The organism is Lentzea nigeriaca, from assembly GCF_016907955.1.
Lineage (GTDB): Bacteria > Actinomycetota > Actinomycetes > Mycobacteriales > Pseudonocardiaceae > Lentzea > Lentzea nigeriaca.
In genome coordinates this window covers 1-16,778 of record NZ_JAFBCX010000013.1, presented here as the reverse complement: position 1 = coordinate 16,778, position 16,778 = coordinate 1, and the positions used below count along the sequence as shown (strand labels likewise).

Annotated in this window: 18 protein-coding genes; 4 read left to right on the top strand and 14 right to left on the bottom strand. The window is 68.8% G+C overall.

The features are described from left to right. Window positions 1–18: 18 nt before the first annotated feature. The 5 genes from JOD27_RS33635 to JOD27_RS33615 are packed head-to-tail and all read right to left on the bottom strand — an operon-like array spanning window position 19 to window position 4,873. A complete protein-coding gene (locus tag JOD27_RS33635; protein WP_204766485.1) occupies window positions 19–336 on the bottom strand; it encodes an L-rhamnose mutarotase in 318 nt (105 codons plus the stop codon). Continuing rightward, window positions 333–1,394, bottom strand: a complete 1,062-nt coding sequence (gene rhaS / locus JOD27_RS33630) for a rhamnose ABC transporter substrate-binding protein (RefSeq protein WP_204766353.1) — start codon at window positions 1,392–1,394, stop codon at window positions 333–335. Before rhaS ends, JOD27_RS33635 begins: the two co-directional genes overlap by 4 nt. Beyond that, window positions 1,391–2,350: an ABC transporter permease gene (locus JOD27_RS33625; RefSeq protein ID WP_204766352.1), complete on the bottom strand. Its 960-nt coding sequence runs from the start codon at window positions 2,348–2,350 to the stop codon at window positions 1,391–1,393. Before JOD27_RS33625 ends, rhaS begins: the two co-directional genes overlap by 4 nt. Next, window positions 2,343–3,377, bottom strand: a complete 1,035-nt coding sequence (locus tag JOD27_RS33620) for an ABC transporter permease (RefSeq protein ID WP_204766351.1) — start codon at window positions 3,375–3,377, stop codon at window positions 2,343–2,345. The genes JOD27_RS33625 and JOD27_RS33620 overlap by 8 nt, the downstream gene beginning before the upstream one ends. Further along, entirely contained in the window at window positions 3,374–4,873 is a 1,500-nt protein-coding gene (locus JOD27_RS33615) for a sugar ABC transporter ATP-binding protein (RefSeq protein ID WP_204766350.1), read from the bottom strand. The genes JOD27_RS33620 and JOD27_RS33615 overlap by 4 nt, the downstream gene beginning before the upstream one ends. Window positions 4,874–4,998: 125 nt before the next feature. Here JOD27_RS33615 and JOD27_RS33610 point away from each other — a divergent pair, with 125 nt between their 5' ends. Continuing rightward, window positions 4,999–6,006 (top strand): LacI family DNA-binding transcriptional regulator, encoded by a 1,008-nt coding sequence (locus JOD27_RS33610; protein ID WP_307830480.1) that lies wholly within the window; start codon window positions 4,999–5,001, stop codon window positions 6,004–6,006. Between the two features lies 1 nt (window position 6,007). Here the strand turns inward: JOD27_RS33610 and JOD27_RS33605 are convergent, their stop codons facing one another. After that, window positions 6,008–6,415 carry a hypothetical protein gene (locus JOD27_RS33605; RefSeq protein ID WP_204766349.1) on the bottom strand — a complete coding sequence of 136 codons (408 nt, stop codon included), beginning with the start codon at window positions 6,413–6,415 and terminating at the stop codon, window positions 6,008–6,010. 88 nt (window positions 6,416–6,503) lie between these two features. After that, a complete protein-coding gene (locus tag JOD27_RS33600) occupies window positions 6,504–6,875 on the bottom strand; it encodes a winged helix-turn-helix transcriptional regulator (protein ID WP_307830479.1) in 372 nt (123 codons plus the stop codon). A 66-nt stretch (window positions 6,876–6,941) separates the two neighbouring features. Here JOD27_RS33600 and JOD27_RS33595 point away from each other — a divergent pair, with 66 nt between their 5' ends. Together JOD27_RS33595 and JOD27_RS33590 are read left to right on the top strand one after the other, a co-directional pair. Further along, the gene (locus JOD27_RS33595; protein ID WP_204766348.1) at window positions 6,942–7,529 is read left to right on the top strand and encodes an NADPH-dependent F420 reductase; all 588 of its coding nucleotides are present in this window, start codon (window positions 6,942–6,944) and stop codon (window positions 7,527–7,529) included. Window positions 7,530–7,564: 35 nt separating this feature from the next. After that, window positions 7,565–8,635, top strand: a complete 1,071-nt coding sequence (locus tag JOD27_RS33590; protein WP_204766347.1) for a serine/threonine-protein kinase — start codon at window positions 7,565–7,567, stop codon at window positions 8,633–8,635. 3 nt (window positions 8,636–8,638) lie between these two features. Here the strand turns inward: JOD27_RS33590 and JOD27_RS33585 are convergent, their stop codons facing one another. From JOD27_RS33585 to JOD27_RS33555, 7 genes are all read right to left on the bottom strand, one after another. Beyond that, the gene (locus JOD27_RS33585) at window positions 8,639–10,225 is read right to left on the bottom strand and encodes a CocE/NonD family hydrolase (protein ID WP_204766346.1); all 1,587 of its coding nucleotides are present in this window, start codon (window positions 10,223–10,225) and stop codon (window positions 8,639–8,641) included. Further along, the gene (locus tag JOD27_RS33580) at window positions 10,222–10,800 is read right to left on the bottom strand and encodes a TetR/AcrR family transcriptional regulator (RefSeq protein WP_204766345.1); all 579 of its coding nucleotides are present in this window, start codon (window positions 10,798–10,800) and stop codon (window positions 10,222–10,224) included. Before JOD27_RS33580 ends, JOD27_RS33585 begins: the two co-directional genes overlap by 4 nt. Before the next feature lie 43 nt (window positions 10,801–10,843). Continuing rightward, entirely contained in the window at window positions 10,844–11,440 is a 597-nt protein-coding gene (locus JOD27_RS33575) for a VOC family protein (RefSeq protein WP_204766344.1), read from the bottom strand. Then, complete coding sequence (locus JOD27_RS33570) at window positions 11,440–12,867, bottom strand: hypothetical protein (RefSeq protein ID WP_204766343.1); 1,428 nt, start codon at window positions 12,865–12,867, stop codon at window positions 11,440–11,442. Before JOD27_RS33570 ends, JOD27_RS33575 begins: the two co-directional genes overlap by 1 nt. 51 nt (window positions 12,868–12,918) lie before the next feature. Next, entirely contained in the window at window positions 12,919–13,920 is a 1,002-nt protein-coding gene (locus tag JOD27_RS33565) for a TerC family protein (RefSeq protein WP_204766342.1), read from the bottom strand. Window positions 13,921–13,960: 40 nt separating this feature from the next. Beyond that, window positions 13,961–14,845, bottom strand: a complete 885-nt coding sequence (locus JOD27_RS33560; RefSeq protein ID WP_204766341.1) for a cellulose binding domain-containing protein — start codon at window positions 14,843–14,845, stop codon at window positions 13,961–13,963. Window positions 14,846–15,448: 603 nt separating this feature from the next. Next, window positions 15,449–16,213 (bottom strand): pectate lyase, encoded by a 765-nt coding sequence (locus JOD27_RS33555; protein WP_204766340.1) that lies wholly within the window; start codon window positions 16,211–16,213, stop codon window positions 15,449–15,451. 370 nt (window positions 16,214–16,583) lie between these two features. On the opposite strand from JOD27_RS33555, the gene JOD27_RS33550 reads away from it, so the two are divergent. Continuing rightward, window positions 16,584–16,778: cellulose binding domain-containing protein (locus tag JOD27_RS33550; RefSeq protein ID WP_239570141.1), on the top strand; the 195-nt coding region annotated here is incomplete at its 3' end.

Sequence of the window (16,778 nt, the reverse complement as noted above, 5' to 3'; positions counted from 1 at the left end):
CGTTGTCCCCAAAGCGTTTCAGTCGAGGTGGAAGACCTCGTCCAGCGGCCGCATCCGTTCGTCGGGGTTGCCGTCACCGACGAAGAACTCCGCCATCTCGGCTTGCCACCGCGCGTTGACTTCCGTGCGAGCCATCTCGGCCAGCGCCGCGTCGAAGTCGTCGCATTCGAGGTAGCCGATCAGCAGGCCGTCCTCGGCGAGGAAGAGGCTGTAGTTGCGCCATCCCGCCTCGCTGAGGGCGGCCCGCATCTCGGGCCACACCTCGCGGTGCCGAGCCCTGTACTCGTCGATCCGGTCGGGCCGGACCCGCAGGGTGAAGCAGATCCGCACGGTCAGAAGTCGAACTTGTCGATGTTGCCGGAGTTGAACACCGTCGGCGGGCCCAGCACGATCTCGCCCTTGGCGCCGATGGTGTACTCGCCGAGGTCACCGGCCTTGAACTTCTCGCCCTGCGCACCGGTGATCTGCCCGGACGCGAGCGCGGCCGCGGTGTAGGTGGCGAGGTAGCCGAGCTTGCTCGGGTCCCACAGCGCGAAGTCCTTCACGGTGCCGTCCTGCACGAACTTGCGCATCTGGTTCGGCGTGCCGAGACCGGTCAGCTGGACCTTGCCCTTGTACTCGGACGAGCTGAGGTAACGCGCGGCGGCCGCGACACCGACGGTGGTCGGCGAGATGATGCCCTTGAGGTTCGGGTGCGCCTGCAGCAGACCCTGGGTCTTCTGGAACGACGTCTGGTCGTCGTCGTTGCCGTACGCGGTTTCCACGAGCTTGAGGCCGGAGTACTCGGGCTTGGCCAGCTCGGTCTTCATGACCTCGATCCACGCGTTCTGGTTGGTGGCGTTCGGGGTCGCCGACAGGATCGCGATCTCACCGCTGCCGCCGGTCGCCTGGGAGATCAGCTTCACCTGGCCGGCCGCGATCTCCTGCGACGTGGCCTGGTTGATGAAGACGTCACGGGCGTCGGGCGCGGCGTCGGAGTCGAACGTGACGACCTTGAGGCCCTGGCTGCGCGCCGACTTGAGCGCGGGCGCGACGGCGTTGGCGTCGTTCGCGGAGATCACCAGCGCGTCCTGCTTCTGCTGCGCGGCGGTGTTGATGTAGGTGACCTGCGAGCTGGCGGCCGCGTCGGACGGGCCGGTCGCCTTGACCTCGCCCTTGATCGCCGTGCCCGCGTTCTCCGCGCCCTTCTGCGCCACGGTGAAGTACGGGTTGTTGACCTGCTTGGGCAGGAACGTGATCTTGAGGCCTTCCTTCAGCGCCGCGTTCGGGTCGGCCTTGGCGGCGTTGGTGGCGCCGCCGGTCTGCTGGCCCGCGCTGTCCTTGGTGGTGCCACCGCAGGCGGTGAGGGCGACGGCTCCGGACACCACCAGGGCGAGCACAAGACGTGTGTTCATGAGTGGGCCTTTCGTAGCGTTGCGACGCGTTGGGTGAGGGACGGGGCGAGAACGCTCACCAGCAACAGCAGGCCGGTGACGATGGTGAGGACCTCCGTGGAGGTGTCCTGCAGGATCAACAGGTTGCGCAGACCGCCCAGCAGCAGCACGCCCGCGAGCACGCCGAAGAGCGATCCCCTGCCGCCGAAGATGGACACGCCACCGAGCAGGACGGCGGCGACGACGGCCAGTTCGAGCCCGACGCCGTTGTCCGCGCGGGCGCTGGAGAAGCGGAACGTGTAGACGATGCCGGCGATCGCGGCGACCGCCCCTGCGAGCACGAAGAGGATCAGCTTGATCCGCTTCACCCTGATGCCGGAGAAGCGGGCGCCCTCCTCGTTGGCGCCGATGGCGTAGACCGATCGGCCGAACGAGCTGGCGTGCAACGCGATTCCGAAGAGGATCGCGAGGATCACCGCGAGCACGATCGGGTACGGGATGTCGGTGCCGGGCACCGGTGCCGTGCCGAACGACGTGTAGCTCGCCGGGAAGTCCGCGACCGCCGTGTCGCCCAGCACGACGAGCGCGAGGCCGCGGTAGAGGGCGAGCGTGCCGATCGTGACGGCGAGGCTGGGCAGTCCGAGCCTCGTGACGAGCAGACCGTTGAACGCTCCGCAGAGCGCGCCGACCACGATGACCGTCGGCAGGATCGTCTCGAGCGGCCAGCCCGCGTTCCACAGCCAGCCGATCAACGCGCTCGACAGGCCGAGGACGGAGGCGACGGACAGGTCGATCTCACCCGCGACGATCACCAGCGTGAGCGGGAGGGCGATGAGAGCGATCTCGCCGATGTCGAGGCCGAGGTAGAAGAGGTTGCCGCCGGACAGGAACGAGCCGTCCGTGCTGACCTGGCCGGTCAGTGCGACGACGATCAGCAGGAACACCAGCGCGGTCTCCCACCGCAGGAGGTTACGCATGGCTGGTTCCTTCCGTGGTGCGCAGGGCCTTCGCGAGCCGCAGCGCGAGGAGCCGGTCGACGGTGATGGCGCTGATCAGCAGCGCGCCCGCGATCGCCTGCTGCCAGAACGCGGGGATCTGCAGCACCACCAGGCAGCTGGTGATCGTGCCGAGCAGGAGGGCGCCGAGCGCGGCACCGGCCACGGTCCCGGAGCCACCGAAGATCGCGACACCGCCGACCACGACGGCCGCGACGACCTGGAGTTCCAGGCCGGTGCCGGCGGCCGCGTCGACCGTGCCGTAGCGGGCGACCCACAACGCTCCGGCGAGGCCCGCGATCAGTCCGGAAAGGACGAACGTCGCGAGCGTGCGCTTGGCGACCGGGATGCCCGCCAGGGTGGCGGCCTCCGGGTTGGAGCCGATCGCGTACAGCTCGCGGCCGGACCGGTAGGAGTGGAGGTAGAGCGCGGCGGCCGCGATGACCACGACCGTGATCAGGACGAGGATCGGGATGCCGAGGACGCGGCTGCTGCCGAGGTCCAGGAGCGCATCCGGGAGGTTGGCGGCGTTGACCTGCCTGCCCTCGGCGAGCGCGTAGTCGATGCCGCGGAACACGTAGAGCGTGCCGAGGGTGACGACGAGGCTGGGCACGTTGCCGAGTGCCACGAGCAGGCCGTTGAGCAGCCCGCACGCGAGGCCGACCGCGACGCCGAACCCGATGCCCGCGAGCAGCGGGGTGCCGGGGTGGTCGGCGAACCATTGCGCGGTCAGGAAAGCGGAGAGGCCGAGGACCGAACCCACTGACAGGTCGACGTTCCTGGTCACCACGACCAAGGTCTGGCCCACGGCGAGCAACGCGACGATCGAGGCGTTGAGGAGGAGATCGCGCAGGCTCTGCGCCTGGACGAACCTCGGGTTCACGATCGCCGTCGGGATGATCACCAGGGCCAGCGCCACGACGATGCCGAGCTCGCGGACGCGGCCCACGCGGGTGGAGAGGCGGCGGGCGGCGGTGCGGCGGGTGGCCACCGCGGTCGCGGCGGTCATCGCGTCACCTGCCCGGCGGCGGCGAGCGCGACGCGTTCTTCGGTCGCTTCGGCGCGGGGAAGCTCCTCGACCAACCGGCCTTCGTGCATCACCAGCACGCGGTCTGCCATGCCGAGCACCTCCGGCAGTTCCGACGAGATCATCAGCACGGCCACGCCCTGCCCGGCCAGTTCCGACAACAAGCGGTGCACCTCGGCTTTCGTCCCGACGTCGATGCCGCGCGTCGGCTCGTCGACGATCAGCACGGACGGCTTGCGCGCCAGCCATTTGGCGAGCACGACCTTCTGCTGGTTGCCGCCGGACAGGACACCGACAGGGTCGCTCAACCGCGCGAACTTCAGCCGCAGCTTCACCGCCCAGTCCTGCGCCAGAGCCCGTTCGGAGCTCCGCCGGAGCAACCCGAACTTCGACAACCGGCCGAGCGAGGCGAGCGCGGTGTTGCGTTCGATCGACGCGTCCATCACGAGTCCCTGCTGGCGGCGGTCCTCCGGCACGAACCCGATTCCCGCGGCCATGGCGGCGGTGGGGGAGCCGTACTTCAGCTTCCGGCCTCGCACGTGCACCGCGCCGCCGTCGGGACGGTCGATGCCGAACACCGCCCGTGCGACCTCGCTGCGCCCGGCGCCGACGAGTCCGGACAGTGCGACGATCTCGCCCGCCCTGACGTCGAACGACACGTCGGTGAACACGCCTTCGCGGGTGAGTCGTTGCACGGACAGGAGAACCTCGCCTGCCGTCGTGTCCTCCTTGGGGAAGAGCTGCGACAGCTCGCGGCCGACCATCAGGCGCACCAGCGAGTCCGGGGTCTCGTCGTCGAGCGTGCCCGACCAGACGAACTCGCCGTCGCGCAACACCGTCGCCCGCTGGCACAACGCGAACACCTCGTCGAGCCGGTGTGACACGAAGAGCACCGCGGCGTCCTGGTCGCGCAACGCCTGCACCACACCGAAGAGCCGCTGCACCTCGTGGGCGGACAGGGCCGCGGTCGGCTCGTCCATGACGATCACGCGGGCGTCGAACGACAACGCCTTGGCGATCTCGACGAGCTGCTGGTCCGCAATGGACAGCCCGCGCGCCGGTCGTGCCGGGTCGAGCCGGACGCCCAGGCGGGAGAACAGCTCCGACGTGCGGGCGTGCATCTCTGCGACGTCGATGCGGCGGCCGAGCCCGAGCGGCTGGCGTCCCATGAAGACGTTCTCCGCCACCGACAGGTCACCGAAGAGCGTCGGCTCCTGGTAGATGATCGCGATGCCCGCGGCGAGCGCGTCGGCAGGACCGGAGAACCTCCGCGGTTCGCCGTCGACCTCCACGTGCCCCCCGTCGGGCCGGTGCACCCCGGCGAGCGTCTTGATCAGCGTCGACTTGCCGGCGCCGTTCTCCCCGAGCAGCGCGTGGGCCTCGCCCGGCAGCAGCCGCAGCGACACCCCGGACAACGCGCGGACGGCGCCGAAGGACTTGCTCACCTCGTCCAGCGCTACCACGGGAGGTCGGTCCACGTTGACGTCTCCTCGATGTTGAAACGTTTTAACGGCTGAGTTACGAGAACTCTGAGTGCGCCGCGGCCCCGTGTCAAGAGACACGGGGTACGATTCGTTGTCACGTTTCAACAAAGGAGCCGCCGGTGAAGCCGTCAGTGGGCATCCGCGATGTCGCGCAGCACGCCGGGGTGTCGAACGCGACCGTCTCGAACGTGCTGAACAGGCCGGACGTCGTCGCCCCCGCCACACGGCAGCGGGTGCTGGCCGCCATCGCCGAGCTGGGCTTCGTGCGCAACGAGTCCGCGCGCCAGCTCCGCGCGGGCCGCAGCCGGGTGATCGCCTACGTCGTGCTCGACGCGGCGAACCCGTTCTTCACCGACGTCGCCCGCGGCGTGGAGGACGCGGCCCGGGAGGCGGGTTTCGCGCTGTTCCTGTGCAACAGCGCCTCCGACGACGGCCGCGAACGCGAGTACCTGGAGCTGCTGCACGAGCAGCGCGTCGAGGGCATCCTGATCACCCCGGTCGACGGCGACAGCGCGCAGTTCGCCGAACGCGGCACCCCGCTGGTGCTGGTCGACCGCGAGTCGACCGACGGTACGCGCTGCTCGGTCGCCGTCGACGACGTCCTCGGGGGTGAGCTCGCGATGACCCACCTGATCGAGGCCGGCCACACCCGCATCGCGATGATCGGCGGCCCGCTGTCGATCCAGCAGGTGCGTGACCGCCACTCAGGTGCGTTGCGCGCGCTGGCCAACGCGGGCCTGCCCGCCGACGCGCTGACGTTCCTGGAGACGAAGGACCTGCAGGTGGCGGAAGGCCGCGGCGCGGGGGAGCGGCTGGTGGGACTGCCGTCGTCACGCCGCCCGACCGCCGCGTTCTGCGCCAACGACCTGCTCGCCCTCGGCCTGCTCCAGTCGATGACGCAGCAGGGCCTGCGCGTACCGGACGACCTGGCCGTGGTGGGCTACGACGACATCGAGTTCGCCGCGGCCGCCGCGGTGCCGCTCACGTCGGTACGCCAGCCGCGCGAGCAGCTGGGCCGCACCGCCGCCCAGCTGCTGCTGTCCGAGAACGAGCCGGACCACGAGCACCGGCACGTGAAGTTCCAGCCGGAGCTCGTGGTCCGTGCATCGAGTGCGATCAAACGCTGAATTACCGGACCAGCATCATTTCGCGGTCTTCTTCCACGGTGTTCGACTGGTCCGGCGGAAGATAGACGTTCAGCGAACCGGACGTGAATGCGACGCCCTGCCGGAACGCCTTCGTGCGGGACACGACGGTCACGTCGACCCTCTGGTATTGGCCGGTGCACGGAACGCTGGGCGTGTATTTCTCGCCGATTGCGAGCTCGCCGCGGACGTTCTGCGTGACCTGCACCCACAGCGACCCGGTCGCGCCCTTCTGGCACACCACCCGCACCGGCACGCTGACCGCGGCACCCCGTGCCTCGAGCCTGCCCTGCGGCGCGAGTGCGACGGCGGCATCGACCTGTGCTGCGGCCGGCAATGCCGTGGCCACTATTGCGGCGGCGGTCAGCACGAACGTCGGAATTGCACGCATGATTCTCCACCTCGTTGTTGTTGGCGGTTGTCGCGGCCGCACAGCGACATTAGCCACGGTGTGATCAAGCGAGCGAGGGGCCAAACAATCAGGTTTCGCCGAACAACGCGTTCCGGACGGTGTCGCCGTGCTCGTCGGCCCACTCGCCGAGCGCGAAGATCGGCACCAGCAGATCCCGTCCGGCCTTGGTCAGCTCGTACTCGACGCGTGGCGGCGCCTCGGCGTACCGGCGGCGTTCCACGAGGGCCATGCTCTCCATGCGCCGCAACGTCTGGGTGAGCATCTTCTGGCTGATGTGGCCGATGGTGGCGCGGAGCTCACCGGGCCGCATCGGGCCGTCGCGCAACGTGTAGACGATCACCGTCAGCCAGGAGTTGCCGAACAGGTCGACCGCGATCCTGGCCGGGCAGTCCGCCTCGAAGTCGCCGTACGGCCCGAGATCCCTCTCCTCGATCGTCACGGCGTTCAGCCTGCCAGTGCCGTTGCGCACCTGGAGGTGCCTTTCGGGTTTCCTAGCGTCTGCGGCATGCGAATCGGAATCATCGGTGCGGGACAGATGGCACGGGCACTGGGCAACGGCTGGGCCGCGGCAGGTCACGAGATCCGGTACGGCGGGCGCGGCGAGGTCCGCGCGGCCGCCGAGTTCGGCGACGTGACGCTGTTGGCGGTGCCCGTGCCCGCGCTGGCGGAAGTGTTGGGACAAGCGGACTTCGACGGGCAGGCGCTGATCGACTGCACGAACGCCTTCGAGCCGGACGACGGCTCCATGGTGCTGAGCGAGGACGCCGTCGCCGAACGGGTGGCACAGCTGGCACCGGGAGCACGGGTGGTGAAGGCGTTCAACCTGTGTGCCGCCGAGGTGTGGGAGGCGGACGAGCGGATGTTCGAGGGACGCCGGCTGGCGGTCCCGTTGTGCGGTGATGAGGCGGAGGCGCTCGCGGCCGTCGAGCAACTGGTCCGCGACCTGGAGGCGGAGCCGGTCCGTGCGGGCGGGCTGAACCGGGCGCGGTACCTGGAGGCGATGTCGGCGTTCGTGGTGGGGATGTGGTTCGCGGGCGCCGATGCCCGTGCCGTGCTGCCGCCGCTGGAGGCCGCGTTCGCGATCCCGGACTGACGGTTGGATCACCCGTTCAGGGGGAACCTTCTGGTATGTCGGACAGGCGACTCCTCGCCGACCGTTACCGGTTGGGTGAGGTGCTGGGCACCGGCGGCGTAGCGGAGGTGCGCCGGGCCAGGGATGTCGTGCTGGCACGGGATGTCGCGGTGAAGTTGTTCCGCCGCAAAGGCGACACGGCCGACGCGCGGCGGTTCGACAACGAGATCCGCACGCTCGCCACGTTGTCGCATCCGGGACTGGTGACCGTGTACGACGCGGACACCAGCGGTGACACACCGTTCATGGTGCTGGAACTGGTCGACGGCCGCACTCTGCGTGATCGGATCGCCAACGGGCCGATGGGCGTCGGCGAGGTGCGCAGGCTCGGAGCGGCGCTGGCCGACGCGCTGGCTCACGTGCACGATCGCGGGATCGTCCACCGCGACGTCAAGCCGTCCAACATCCTGCTCGACGATGACGACGTTCCGCGCCTGGCCGACTTCGGTCTGGCACGGCTGGTGGACGGTGCCCGGTTGACGCGGGCCGATCAGGTCGTCGGCACGGCGGCGTACCTGGCGCCGGAACAGGTGCGTGGCGGGAAGATCACGTCGGCGGTCGACGTGTACGCGCTCGGGTTGGTGCTGCTGGAATGCCTGACCGGGCACCGCGAGTACGAGGGCGCGGAGATCGAGGCGGCGGTGGCCAGGCTGCACCGGCCGCCCGTGATCGGAGACGATCTGCCGTTCGACCTCGCCCGGTTGTTGTCGTTGATGACGTCTTTGTCCGCCGGTCGTCGCCCGTCCGCGCGGGAGTGTGCCGACATCCTGCGCGGTTCGGGTCCGCCGACACTCGTGGCGCCGATTCCCCGGCGTTCCCGCGGAGTCCTCGCCGCCGCCTCGGCGGTGGTGCTGGCCGCCGCCGTCGGCACGGGGCTCGTGGTGCAGTACGAGGCCACGCCCGCGGAGTCGGCACCACCGGCGATCACGCAGCCGACGTCCACCCCCACCCCGCCGACGTCCACCCAGCCCGCGCCCGTCGTCGAGCGGCAGACGGTCACGGTCCAGGTCGAGCCCAAGGCCAGGCCCGGCAAGGCCAAGCAGGGCAAGGGCAAGGCCAAGAAGTGAACCTCAGGCGACCGGCAGCGTGATCGCGGACGGCCGCTCCGGTCCGAGGTGGACGGTCTGGTCGGCCGCGAGCAACGTGGTGGCCGTGGCGCGGGGCTCTCCGGTGCCGGGATTGCGGGCGTAGCGCGGGAAAGCGCCGCTGGACACCTGCACGCGGATGCGGTGCCCACGCCGGAAGCGGTACGCCGTCGGCCACAACCGCACGGTGGCGCACTGGGGTTCGTCGGCCCCGGTCAGGCTCACCAGGCCGTCGCAGATGTTCCACGACCGGCCGTCGGGATCGACGTCGCAGAGCCGCACGAACACGTCGGCGTGCGGAAGGCTGGAGGAGAACCAGATCTCGGCGCTGATCTCGCCGATCACCTCGACGTCGGCGTCCAGCACGGGCGTGGTGTAGGTGAGGACGTCCTGCCGGTCCTCCAGCGCCGTGTTGTCGACGCGGCCGCTGTCCGCCGCCAGGCGCACACCGCCCGCCGCCGGAGTGGGGTCGGCAGGGTCGTACCGGTAGGTGTCCACTGAGGACTCGCCAGACTCCGTGGTCAGGACACCACCGGAACCCAGGTGGAAGCGCCGCGGCGAATATCCGGGAGGCGGCCACGAGGAGAAGTCGCGCCAGGCTTCCTCGCCCATGACGTACAGTCGCACGGGCGCGCGGTCCGGCGGCTGCACACCGCGGGCGTGGGCCAGCCCGAACTCGACGGCCTCGTCGATCGGCGTGGAGTTGAACTCGGCGTGGGTCCACGGGCCGACGGTCAGCCGGGCGGGGTGGCCGTTCGCCTGCAGCACCTGGAAGTCACGCAGCTGACCGGGCAGGAAGATGTCGTACCAGCCGCCGATCGAGCTGACCGGCACGGTGACGCCCTCGACCCGGTGGCTGTGGTCGAGTCCTTCCCACCGCGGTGAATCGGCGTCGTGGGTGAGGATGTCCTGGATGTAGGCGGAACGCTCGCCCAACGCCGCGAGATCGGCGTCGCGCAACGGAAGCGTCCGCAGTGCCCGCGCGGTCTTCTTGTCCTGGAGCGGTTTGCGCAGGAACGCCAGCGAGCGTTCCTGGGTGCCGACCAGCACACCCCAGCCGAACGGTGTCTCCAGTGACATTCCGTCGGGGCGCAGGAACTCGAGCGTCAGCGCGGACTCGGTCACGATCGGGATCATCGCCTTGACCTGTGGCGGCAACTGGTCGGCGACCGCCCACTGCACGTGGCCGAGATAGCTCAGCCCGTACAGCACGATCGCGTCGCTCCACGGCTGCGCCACGAGCCAGTCCAGCGTCGCAAGCCCGTCCGCGCGTTCCTGGACCATCGGGTCGAACGTGCCGCCGGAGCCGAACCCGCCACGCGTGCTCTGGATCACGACCTGGTAGCCGCGTTCGGCCAGTGGCCGCGCGAGCATCTGACCGAACAGGCGGCGGCCGTAGGGGGAGCGGACCAGCGCGGTCGGCAGCCCGTCGCCGCCGGAGCGCGGCATCCACCGGTCCGCCAGCAGTTCGACGCCGTCGGGCATCGGCACGCGCAAATCCTTCTGCACCACGACGTCGCGGGTCAGCGGTGGTGAGAGCTTCAGCTTGCGCTCGATCAGATGGCTGATCATCGAGCCTCCATCAGAACGGAGATCACGGCGATCAACCGGTCGGTGAACGCCTCCGGATCGTGCGCGCCCTCGATCACCCAGGCGGTGACGAACGAGCCCGCGCCGCCGGTGATGAAGGCGGCGAGGTCGTCGACGGCCTGAGGGCTCAGCCGGTCGCCGTACAGGTGCTCGATGCCGGGCCGGTTGACCCGCAGCATCAGGCTGATCAGACCGCGGTCCAGCGCGTGGGCGCAGGACCCGGTCAGCAGCGCGCGGTAGAACACCTTGTGGTCGGCGAAGTGGCGGGCCAGGACGAGGGTTTCCGTCCGCCCGTCCACGACGTCGCGGAAGTCGGTGAGACGGGGCAGCAGCTCACGCCGCGCGAGGTCGAGCCCGGCCTCCAGCAGCACCGTGTCGAGGTCGCCGAAGTGCTGGTACACGACGCGGCGGCTGACGTCCGCGGCCTCGGCGATCTCGGAGATCGTGACCGCCGTCGTGCCGCGTTCGGTGACCAGGTCGAAGGCGGCCCGCAGCACGGCCGCACGGGTGCGGCGCACCCGTGGATCACGCGCAGGCTCGACCTCGTGCAGATCCATGCCGCAGATCGTGCGCAAGTGTTACTAAGTAGTCAAGTGTTACTTATCTGAGTTCTTGTCCGGAGATGGAGGCGACGAGGGCGGAGGCACCGAGCCGTACCTCGACGTCGGCCCCGAGAGCGCGCAGCCGTGGCGTGATCAACGCCGGATCGGGATGTTCGACGTGCAGCGACTCCAGGACGAGCCCGGCCGGCGCGGACAACGCCGGTGACGGCGTGTCGCCCCAGCTGATCAGGAACGGGACCACGCCTCCGGTGAGCGCGTTCGACGTGAGCCGCCACCGCAGCACCTCGCCCGAGGCGGTCTGCCGCTGCCCGTCGATCACGGCACCGGGGTCGAAGCCCGCGACAGCCGCCGCCTCTCGTGCCTGCTCGATGTCGTCGCACGACAAGGCCCAGCCGACGAGGCCCGCCCGCGTCACACCCTCCACTCCGAACGGTCGTGGCAGCTCCGGCTCCGGCTGGCGCGGATCCGGAGCGATGATCTCCAGGTACGTCCGCGGTCCGAGCGCGAGCAACCGGTTGTGCGTGCCCAGCCCGAGGTGCTGACCACCACCCTCGGCCCGCACGCCGAACCGCTCCTCGACCTCGTCCACCGCCGCGTCCAGATCCGGCGCGGCGTAGATCAGGTGGTCGATCATCACGCACCCCGTCCCAGGTACTTCTTGATGCAGTGCACGACACCCAGCCTGCTCGCGAAGGCGTTGAAGTCGGCGAGCCGGACCACCGTGAACCCCATGCCGGTCCACAGCCGTTCCATCTCCTCGTCGATCACCGCCAGGTCGGCCTGCTCGCCGTGCCCGAACGTCGGCAGGTAGACGGTCCTGCCCGCGCTGGAACTGTTCTCCACCAGGCAGTTGTTCCAGGTGATGTGGTGCCACGACCGAACCTGGATCGTGGTCTCCGGCCGTGCGCCCGCCGCGGTGAACTCGGCGACGACCTGACGCAGCTCGGCGCCGTCCGGCGTGCCGGCGAAGTCGCGCAGCGCCGCGAACGTGAGCCGCTGGGTGATCTGGGGCCGATGCACGAGCGGGTTGCGCCCGACGGCGAACCCGCGCCGGTCGAACTCGGCCGCGATCTCGTCGTAGGCGGTCTGCAGGGCGAACGGCGACTTCGTGCCGAGCGCGGAGTCGGCGAGCGCAGGGCTGCCCACGAGCACGCGGAACCGGCCGTCGTCGCCGGGACCGGCCAGCGTCACGAACATGTCGATGTGGAAGATCGGCTGCAGGTCGCCGGTGCCGCCACCGGGCAGGTCGAGCAGGTACTGTCCGTTCTCCACGGTCGCGTAGTACTTCTTCAGTCCCAGAGGGCTTTTCGTGCCGACGAGCTGGAGCTCGCGTCCGCTGTCGACGTGCCTGCCGAACAGCTCGCGGACGAACTCGACCTCCGTGCGTCCCTCCGGCACGCTGATCGGCAGCTCACCGCTGCGGATCAGCTCCAGCGTGTCGAGGAAGTAGTCGGTGCCGAGCAGCCAGAAGTCGTCGCCGATGAGGCAGTTGCCGCCCTGGAACACGAGCGGCGCCTGGCTCGCCCGCACGGACGTGTGCTCCTCGACGCTGTCCGCGATCAGCGAGTCGCCCGAGCGCGGGAACGACCACGGCTCCAGCAGGTACGTCAGGCTCGTCTCGTCGTCGGCGTCGACGAGCGCCAGGTAGCCGTCCTCGGCCCAGTCGGTGAAGTCGATGTAGTCCGGCATCGGCACGTACGACACGTTCGCGGCCGGGTGCCCGCGGAACCACCCCTCGACGACCTGCCGGTCACTCTCGTGGTGTACCACGACGAACCGGGTTCCGACCCTCATCGCGTCGATCACGGAGCGGTAGCCCGCCGCAAGCTCGGCGGCGTGCACCCCGTAGGAGGGGAACGACAGCAGCAGGCTCTCGATCGTCCCCGACCACGACGAGATCAGGCTCGGGCGCTGGACGCCGGGCCTCGCCCGGAACACGTTGAGCGTGGCCGCACGCGCGGAGTCGAAGGCAGGGAACAGGTCGGAGTCGGTGCGCTTGTGGTGCGGCGCGCCGGGAACGAGGAAGCGGTAGGCGGCGTCTCCGTACGTGCCGGCACCCAAGGCGCACCTCCGAGATCGGCGGGATCGCGTAAGGGGCAGCATCCCACGGTGTCAGTCCGTTTCGCTGGGTTCCTGATGTCCGCGCAGCGAACCGGGGTGCGCCTTGGCCGCCGGGTCGTTGCGGGTCTTGATCAGGCTGGCGGCGGTTACGACCACGAGGATGGCGATGATCACGCCCAGGCTGAGCGGGGTGGGCACCTCGGGAACCGAGGCGGAGACGTCGACGTGGCCCCAGTGCAGGATCAGCTTCACGCCGATGAACGCGAGGATGACCGCGAGACCGGCCGACAGGTACACCAGCCGGTCGAGCAGACCCTTGACGAGGAAGAACAACGCGCGCAGGCCGAGAAGTGCGAACGCGTTGGCGGTGAACACGATGTAGGGCTCCTCGGTCACGCCGAACACCGCGGGGATCGAGTCGAGCGCGAACAGCAGGTCGACGCCGCCGATCGCGACCAGCACGACGAACAGAGGAGTGGCCATGCGCTTGCCGTCGACGCGGGTGAAGATCTTGCCGCCGACGTAGTCGTCGGTGACGGGCAGGAGCTTGCGGGCGGTCCTCACGACGACGTTGTTCTCGACGTCGGGGTCCTCGTCGCGGTGCCGGAAGAGCTGCACCGCGGTGTAGATCAGCAGCAGTCCGAACAGCAGGAACATGAAGGAGAACAACGACAGCAGCGTCGCACCCACGGCGATGAAGATGCCGCGCATGATCAGCGCGAGCACGATGCCGAACGTCAGCACCTTGTGCTGGTGCTCCTCCGGCACCAGGAACGTCGTCATGATGATCACGAAGACGAACAGGTTGTCGACCGACAGGCTCTTCTCGACGATGTACCCGGCGAAGTACTCCGCGCCGAACTCGCCGCCGTGCGCCATCGCGAACCACACGCCGAAGCCGACGGCGACGAGGATGTAGAACACCGACCACAGACTGGCTTCACGGAAGCCGATCCGGTGCGGCCGCCACGCGGCGAGCACGAGGTCGACCGCCAGCAGCAGCACGATCAACCCGATCGTGACCGCCCACGTCAGTCCGCTGATCTCCAGCACAGCCATTCCTCCGAGAAGTCCTGTCCGTCTTAAAAGGACGTTACCGGATCTCGCACGGGTGATCGTTGACCGAGAAGCCGATGGGGTCCTGGTTGTCCGCGCGGAGGTTTCCCGTGTACCCGACCAGCTGGGAGGCTCCGGCCGCGATGGTGGCGGAGTAGGAGACGTTGGTGGCGCTCACCTCGGCGCCGGACTGCTTGGCCGTGGCGTTCCACATGTCCGTCACGATCTGGCCGCGGGTGAACGTCCAGCGCAGCGTCCAGCCGGAGATCGGCGCGTTCCCGGTGTTGATGATCGTCACGTCGGCGTTGTAGCCAGTGTTCCAGCGGTAGGTGACGCGGTAGGTGATGGCACACCCGAACACCGGAGCGGCGGTGGTCGTGGTCGGCGCCGGGTTCGGCGTGGGGGCGGCGGGGGGCTGCGGTGGGGTGCTCGTGGGTCCCTTGGGCCGGCCGCGGCAGGGATCACCCCACAGGCCCAGCCCCGCCTTCGCGGCGGCGTCCTCGGCGTCGCGGAACGCCGCGTCGTGCGGCGAGGCGTGGCGCAGCACCCCCTGGCTGACGGCGAGCAACGCGTACTCGGTGCCGTCCGCGAGCCACAACGGGACCTCGTCGACCGTCGTGGGATCGCCTGGCTCGACCTTCACCGGCTTGTCGAGCAGGAACGCCTTGGCGAACGCGGTGGCGGCGCCCGCCCAGCACTCCTCCGGCGCGGCGAGCCCGGCCATGCGGATCCGCGTGCCGTCCGACAGGAGGACGGTGCGGCCGTCCTCCACCCCCTGGACGGTCAGCGTGTTCGCGATGGTCGGCGGCGCGACGAGGTGGTGACTGGACGGCGGTCCGGCCGCGATCGGAGTGGGCGTGCCGGTGCATCCAGTCACCAGGAATATCGCGCCGATCACCAGAACGGTCGATCTGGGTCTCATTCTTCCCCCGGTACTGCGGTGGTACGAGTGGAGCTGGGCAATGGCCGGGAAAGTTAGACCAGACGGTGGGTGCGGTCAATACGAGACTGACAAGTTCCGTTCGACGATCTGGCCGTCGAATCACATCGAACGCCCTGGTGGTGTCGTCGAAACATGGTGCGACAACCTGACAGATCGTGATGAGCATGTCACCTGACACACGAGTGGCCGGGTGTGCAGGTCATTTCGAATTGTTCGAATCGAATTTTGTCGATTTCGGGATCGAAGGGTACGGGCACCGAGCCGCTCTACCGGCTCGCGGCCAAGCTCAGGCACGTGCGGCAGATGCTGGGCGGGCACGACCGTGGGACCGGGAACGGCTTGTGGCGGCTCATGGCTCAGCGGCAACGGGATCGGGTGGCGGGTTCACGGATCGCGCGCTGGGGTTCGTCAACACGGCGTCGTGGGATCTCGTCTCGCGCAAGCCTCGACGAAAACGGAGAAGCGTCGTTTTCGTCGTCGCCGGGAATCGGTGACGACTGGAATTTCGAGCACATCGGTTCGCACACTGTCGAAATATGGTGAGGAAATGGCCGCCGGGAACTCATCCCGGGGGCCATTTCACTAGCGGTACGTCACGTCGGACGTTCTGTAGAGGCAGTTCGTGCTGTCCGGGCCGCTGCCGATCTTCGTCGGCTCACCGCTCGTGACACCGCGGTACTTCTCGCAGACGACGATCTTGCGGCTGCTGTCGCCGACGATCGTGATCTTGGAGAGCCGTGCCGTGTCGCCGTAGTTGGTGTTGATGCCCACCAGTGTCTTGCCCGGCGAGAACGCCGTGATGTTCTCCAGCACGACGTTGCGCTGGTACTGCTTCTTGCAGTTGCCGCAGGACCGGTAGAGCTTGCCGAAGTCGTCCACCTGGAAGTCGCGGATGAACATCGTGCCCGGTCCGTTGTGCTGGAACACCTTGTCGGACGCCTTGCGCGCGCCGCCGCCGTTGATCGTCATGGTCTGCGACGACGACGTGCCCTTGAACGTGGCCGCGTCCTCGCCCACGTCCTCCCACCACACGTTGGTCAGCGTGCACGTGCCGAGGCAGTGCACACCGTCCGCGGCGGGGGCGCCCAGCACCACGTTCTTCAGCGTAGCGCCGTCCGCGAGCTGGAAGATCGGGTCCTGGTTCTCGTTCTGGCCTCCGGACCCGAGGTTCCCGGTGCCGTAGAACCGCTTCATGCCGCCGTCGTAGGTGCCGGAGGGCACCTTGATGGTCGCGCTGACCGGCTTCGGTCCGGTGGGCGTGGGAAACGTGCTGCCCGCGGCCTGCGCCTGGGGTGCGAGCATTGTGGCCAGCGCAGCGACGAAGACCATTGCTGCGAGTTTCTTCATGTGCGCTCCGTTTGCTTCGGATGCGCGGCGGTAATTCAAGATGGTAGTGCGGGGTATCTGTTTCCTGTCAATTATCGTCGACAGTTCGAATCGAAAACCGTCGAATTGTCGGGTCGTTTGGGTACGTGCTATTGGCGCTCCGGGAGCGTTCCCAGAGAAACCACTCGAAGAGAGCAGCAAGAGGCCGGTAAGAGAAACGCGCGGACCAACGATCCTTGCATCGGAGGGCGCAATCCGCAGCTCTGAGTGGCGGAGCGACTACTTTGAGTGCCGCCGCTTGGCCGACGTGGCCCACGTTACAGTGCCGTGAAATCTGGGAGCGCTCCCAGTTGTCGAGAGGCGGCGCGGCATGACTCGACGAGCACTGGCAATGACGATCGCGGCTGTGACGGTGATCGGTGGTGTGCCCGCTGTGGCGGCACCCGCGGCGGTCGCCTGCACTGTCACCTACCAGATCACCAACGAGTGGGGCACCGGTTTCGGTGCGACGGCGACGATCCGCAACGACGGTGACGCGCTGAACGGCTGGAATCTCACGTGGACGTTCCCGGACGGGCAGCGGGTC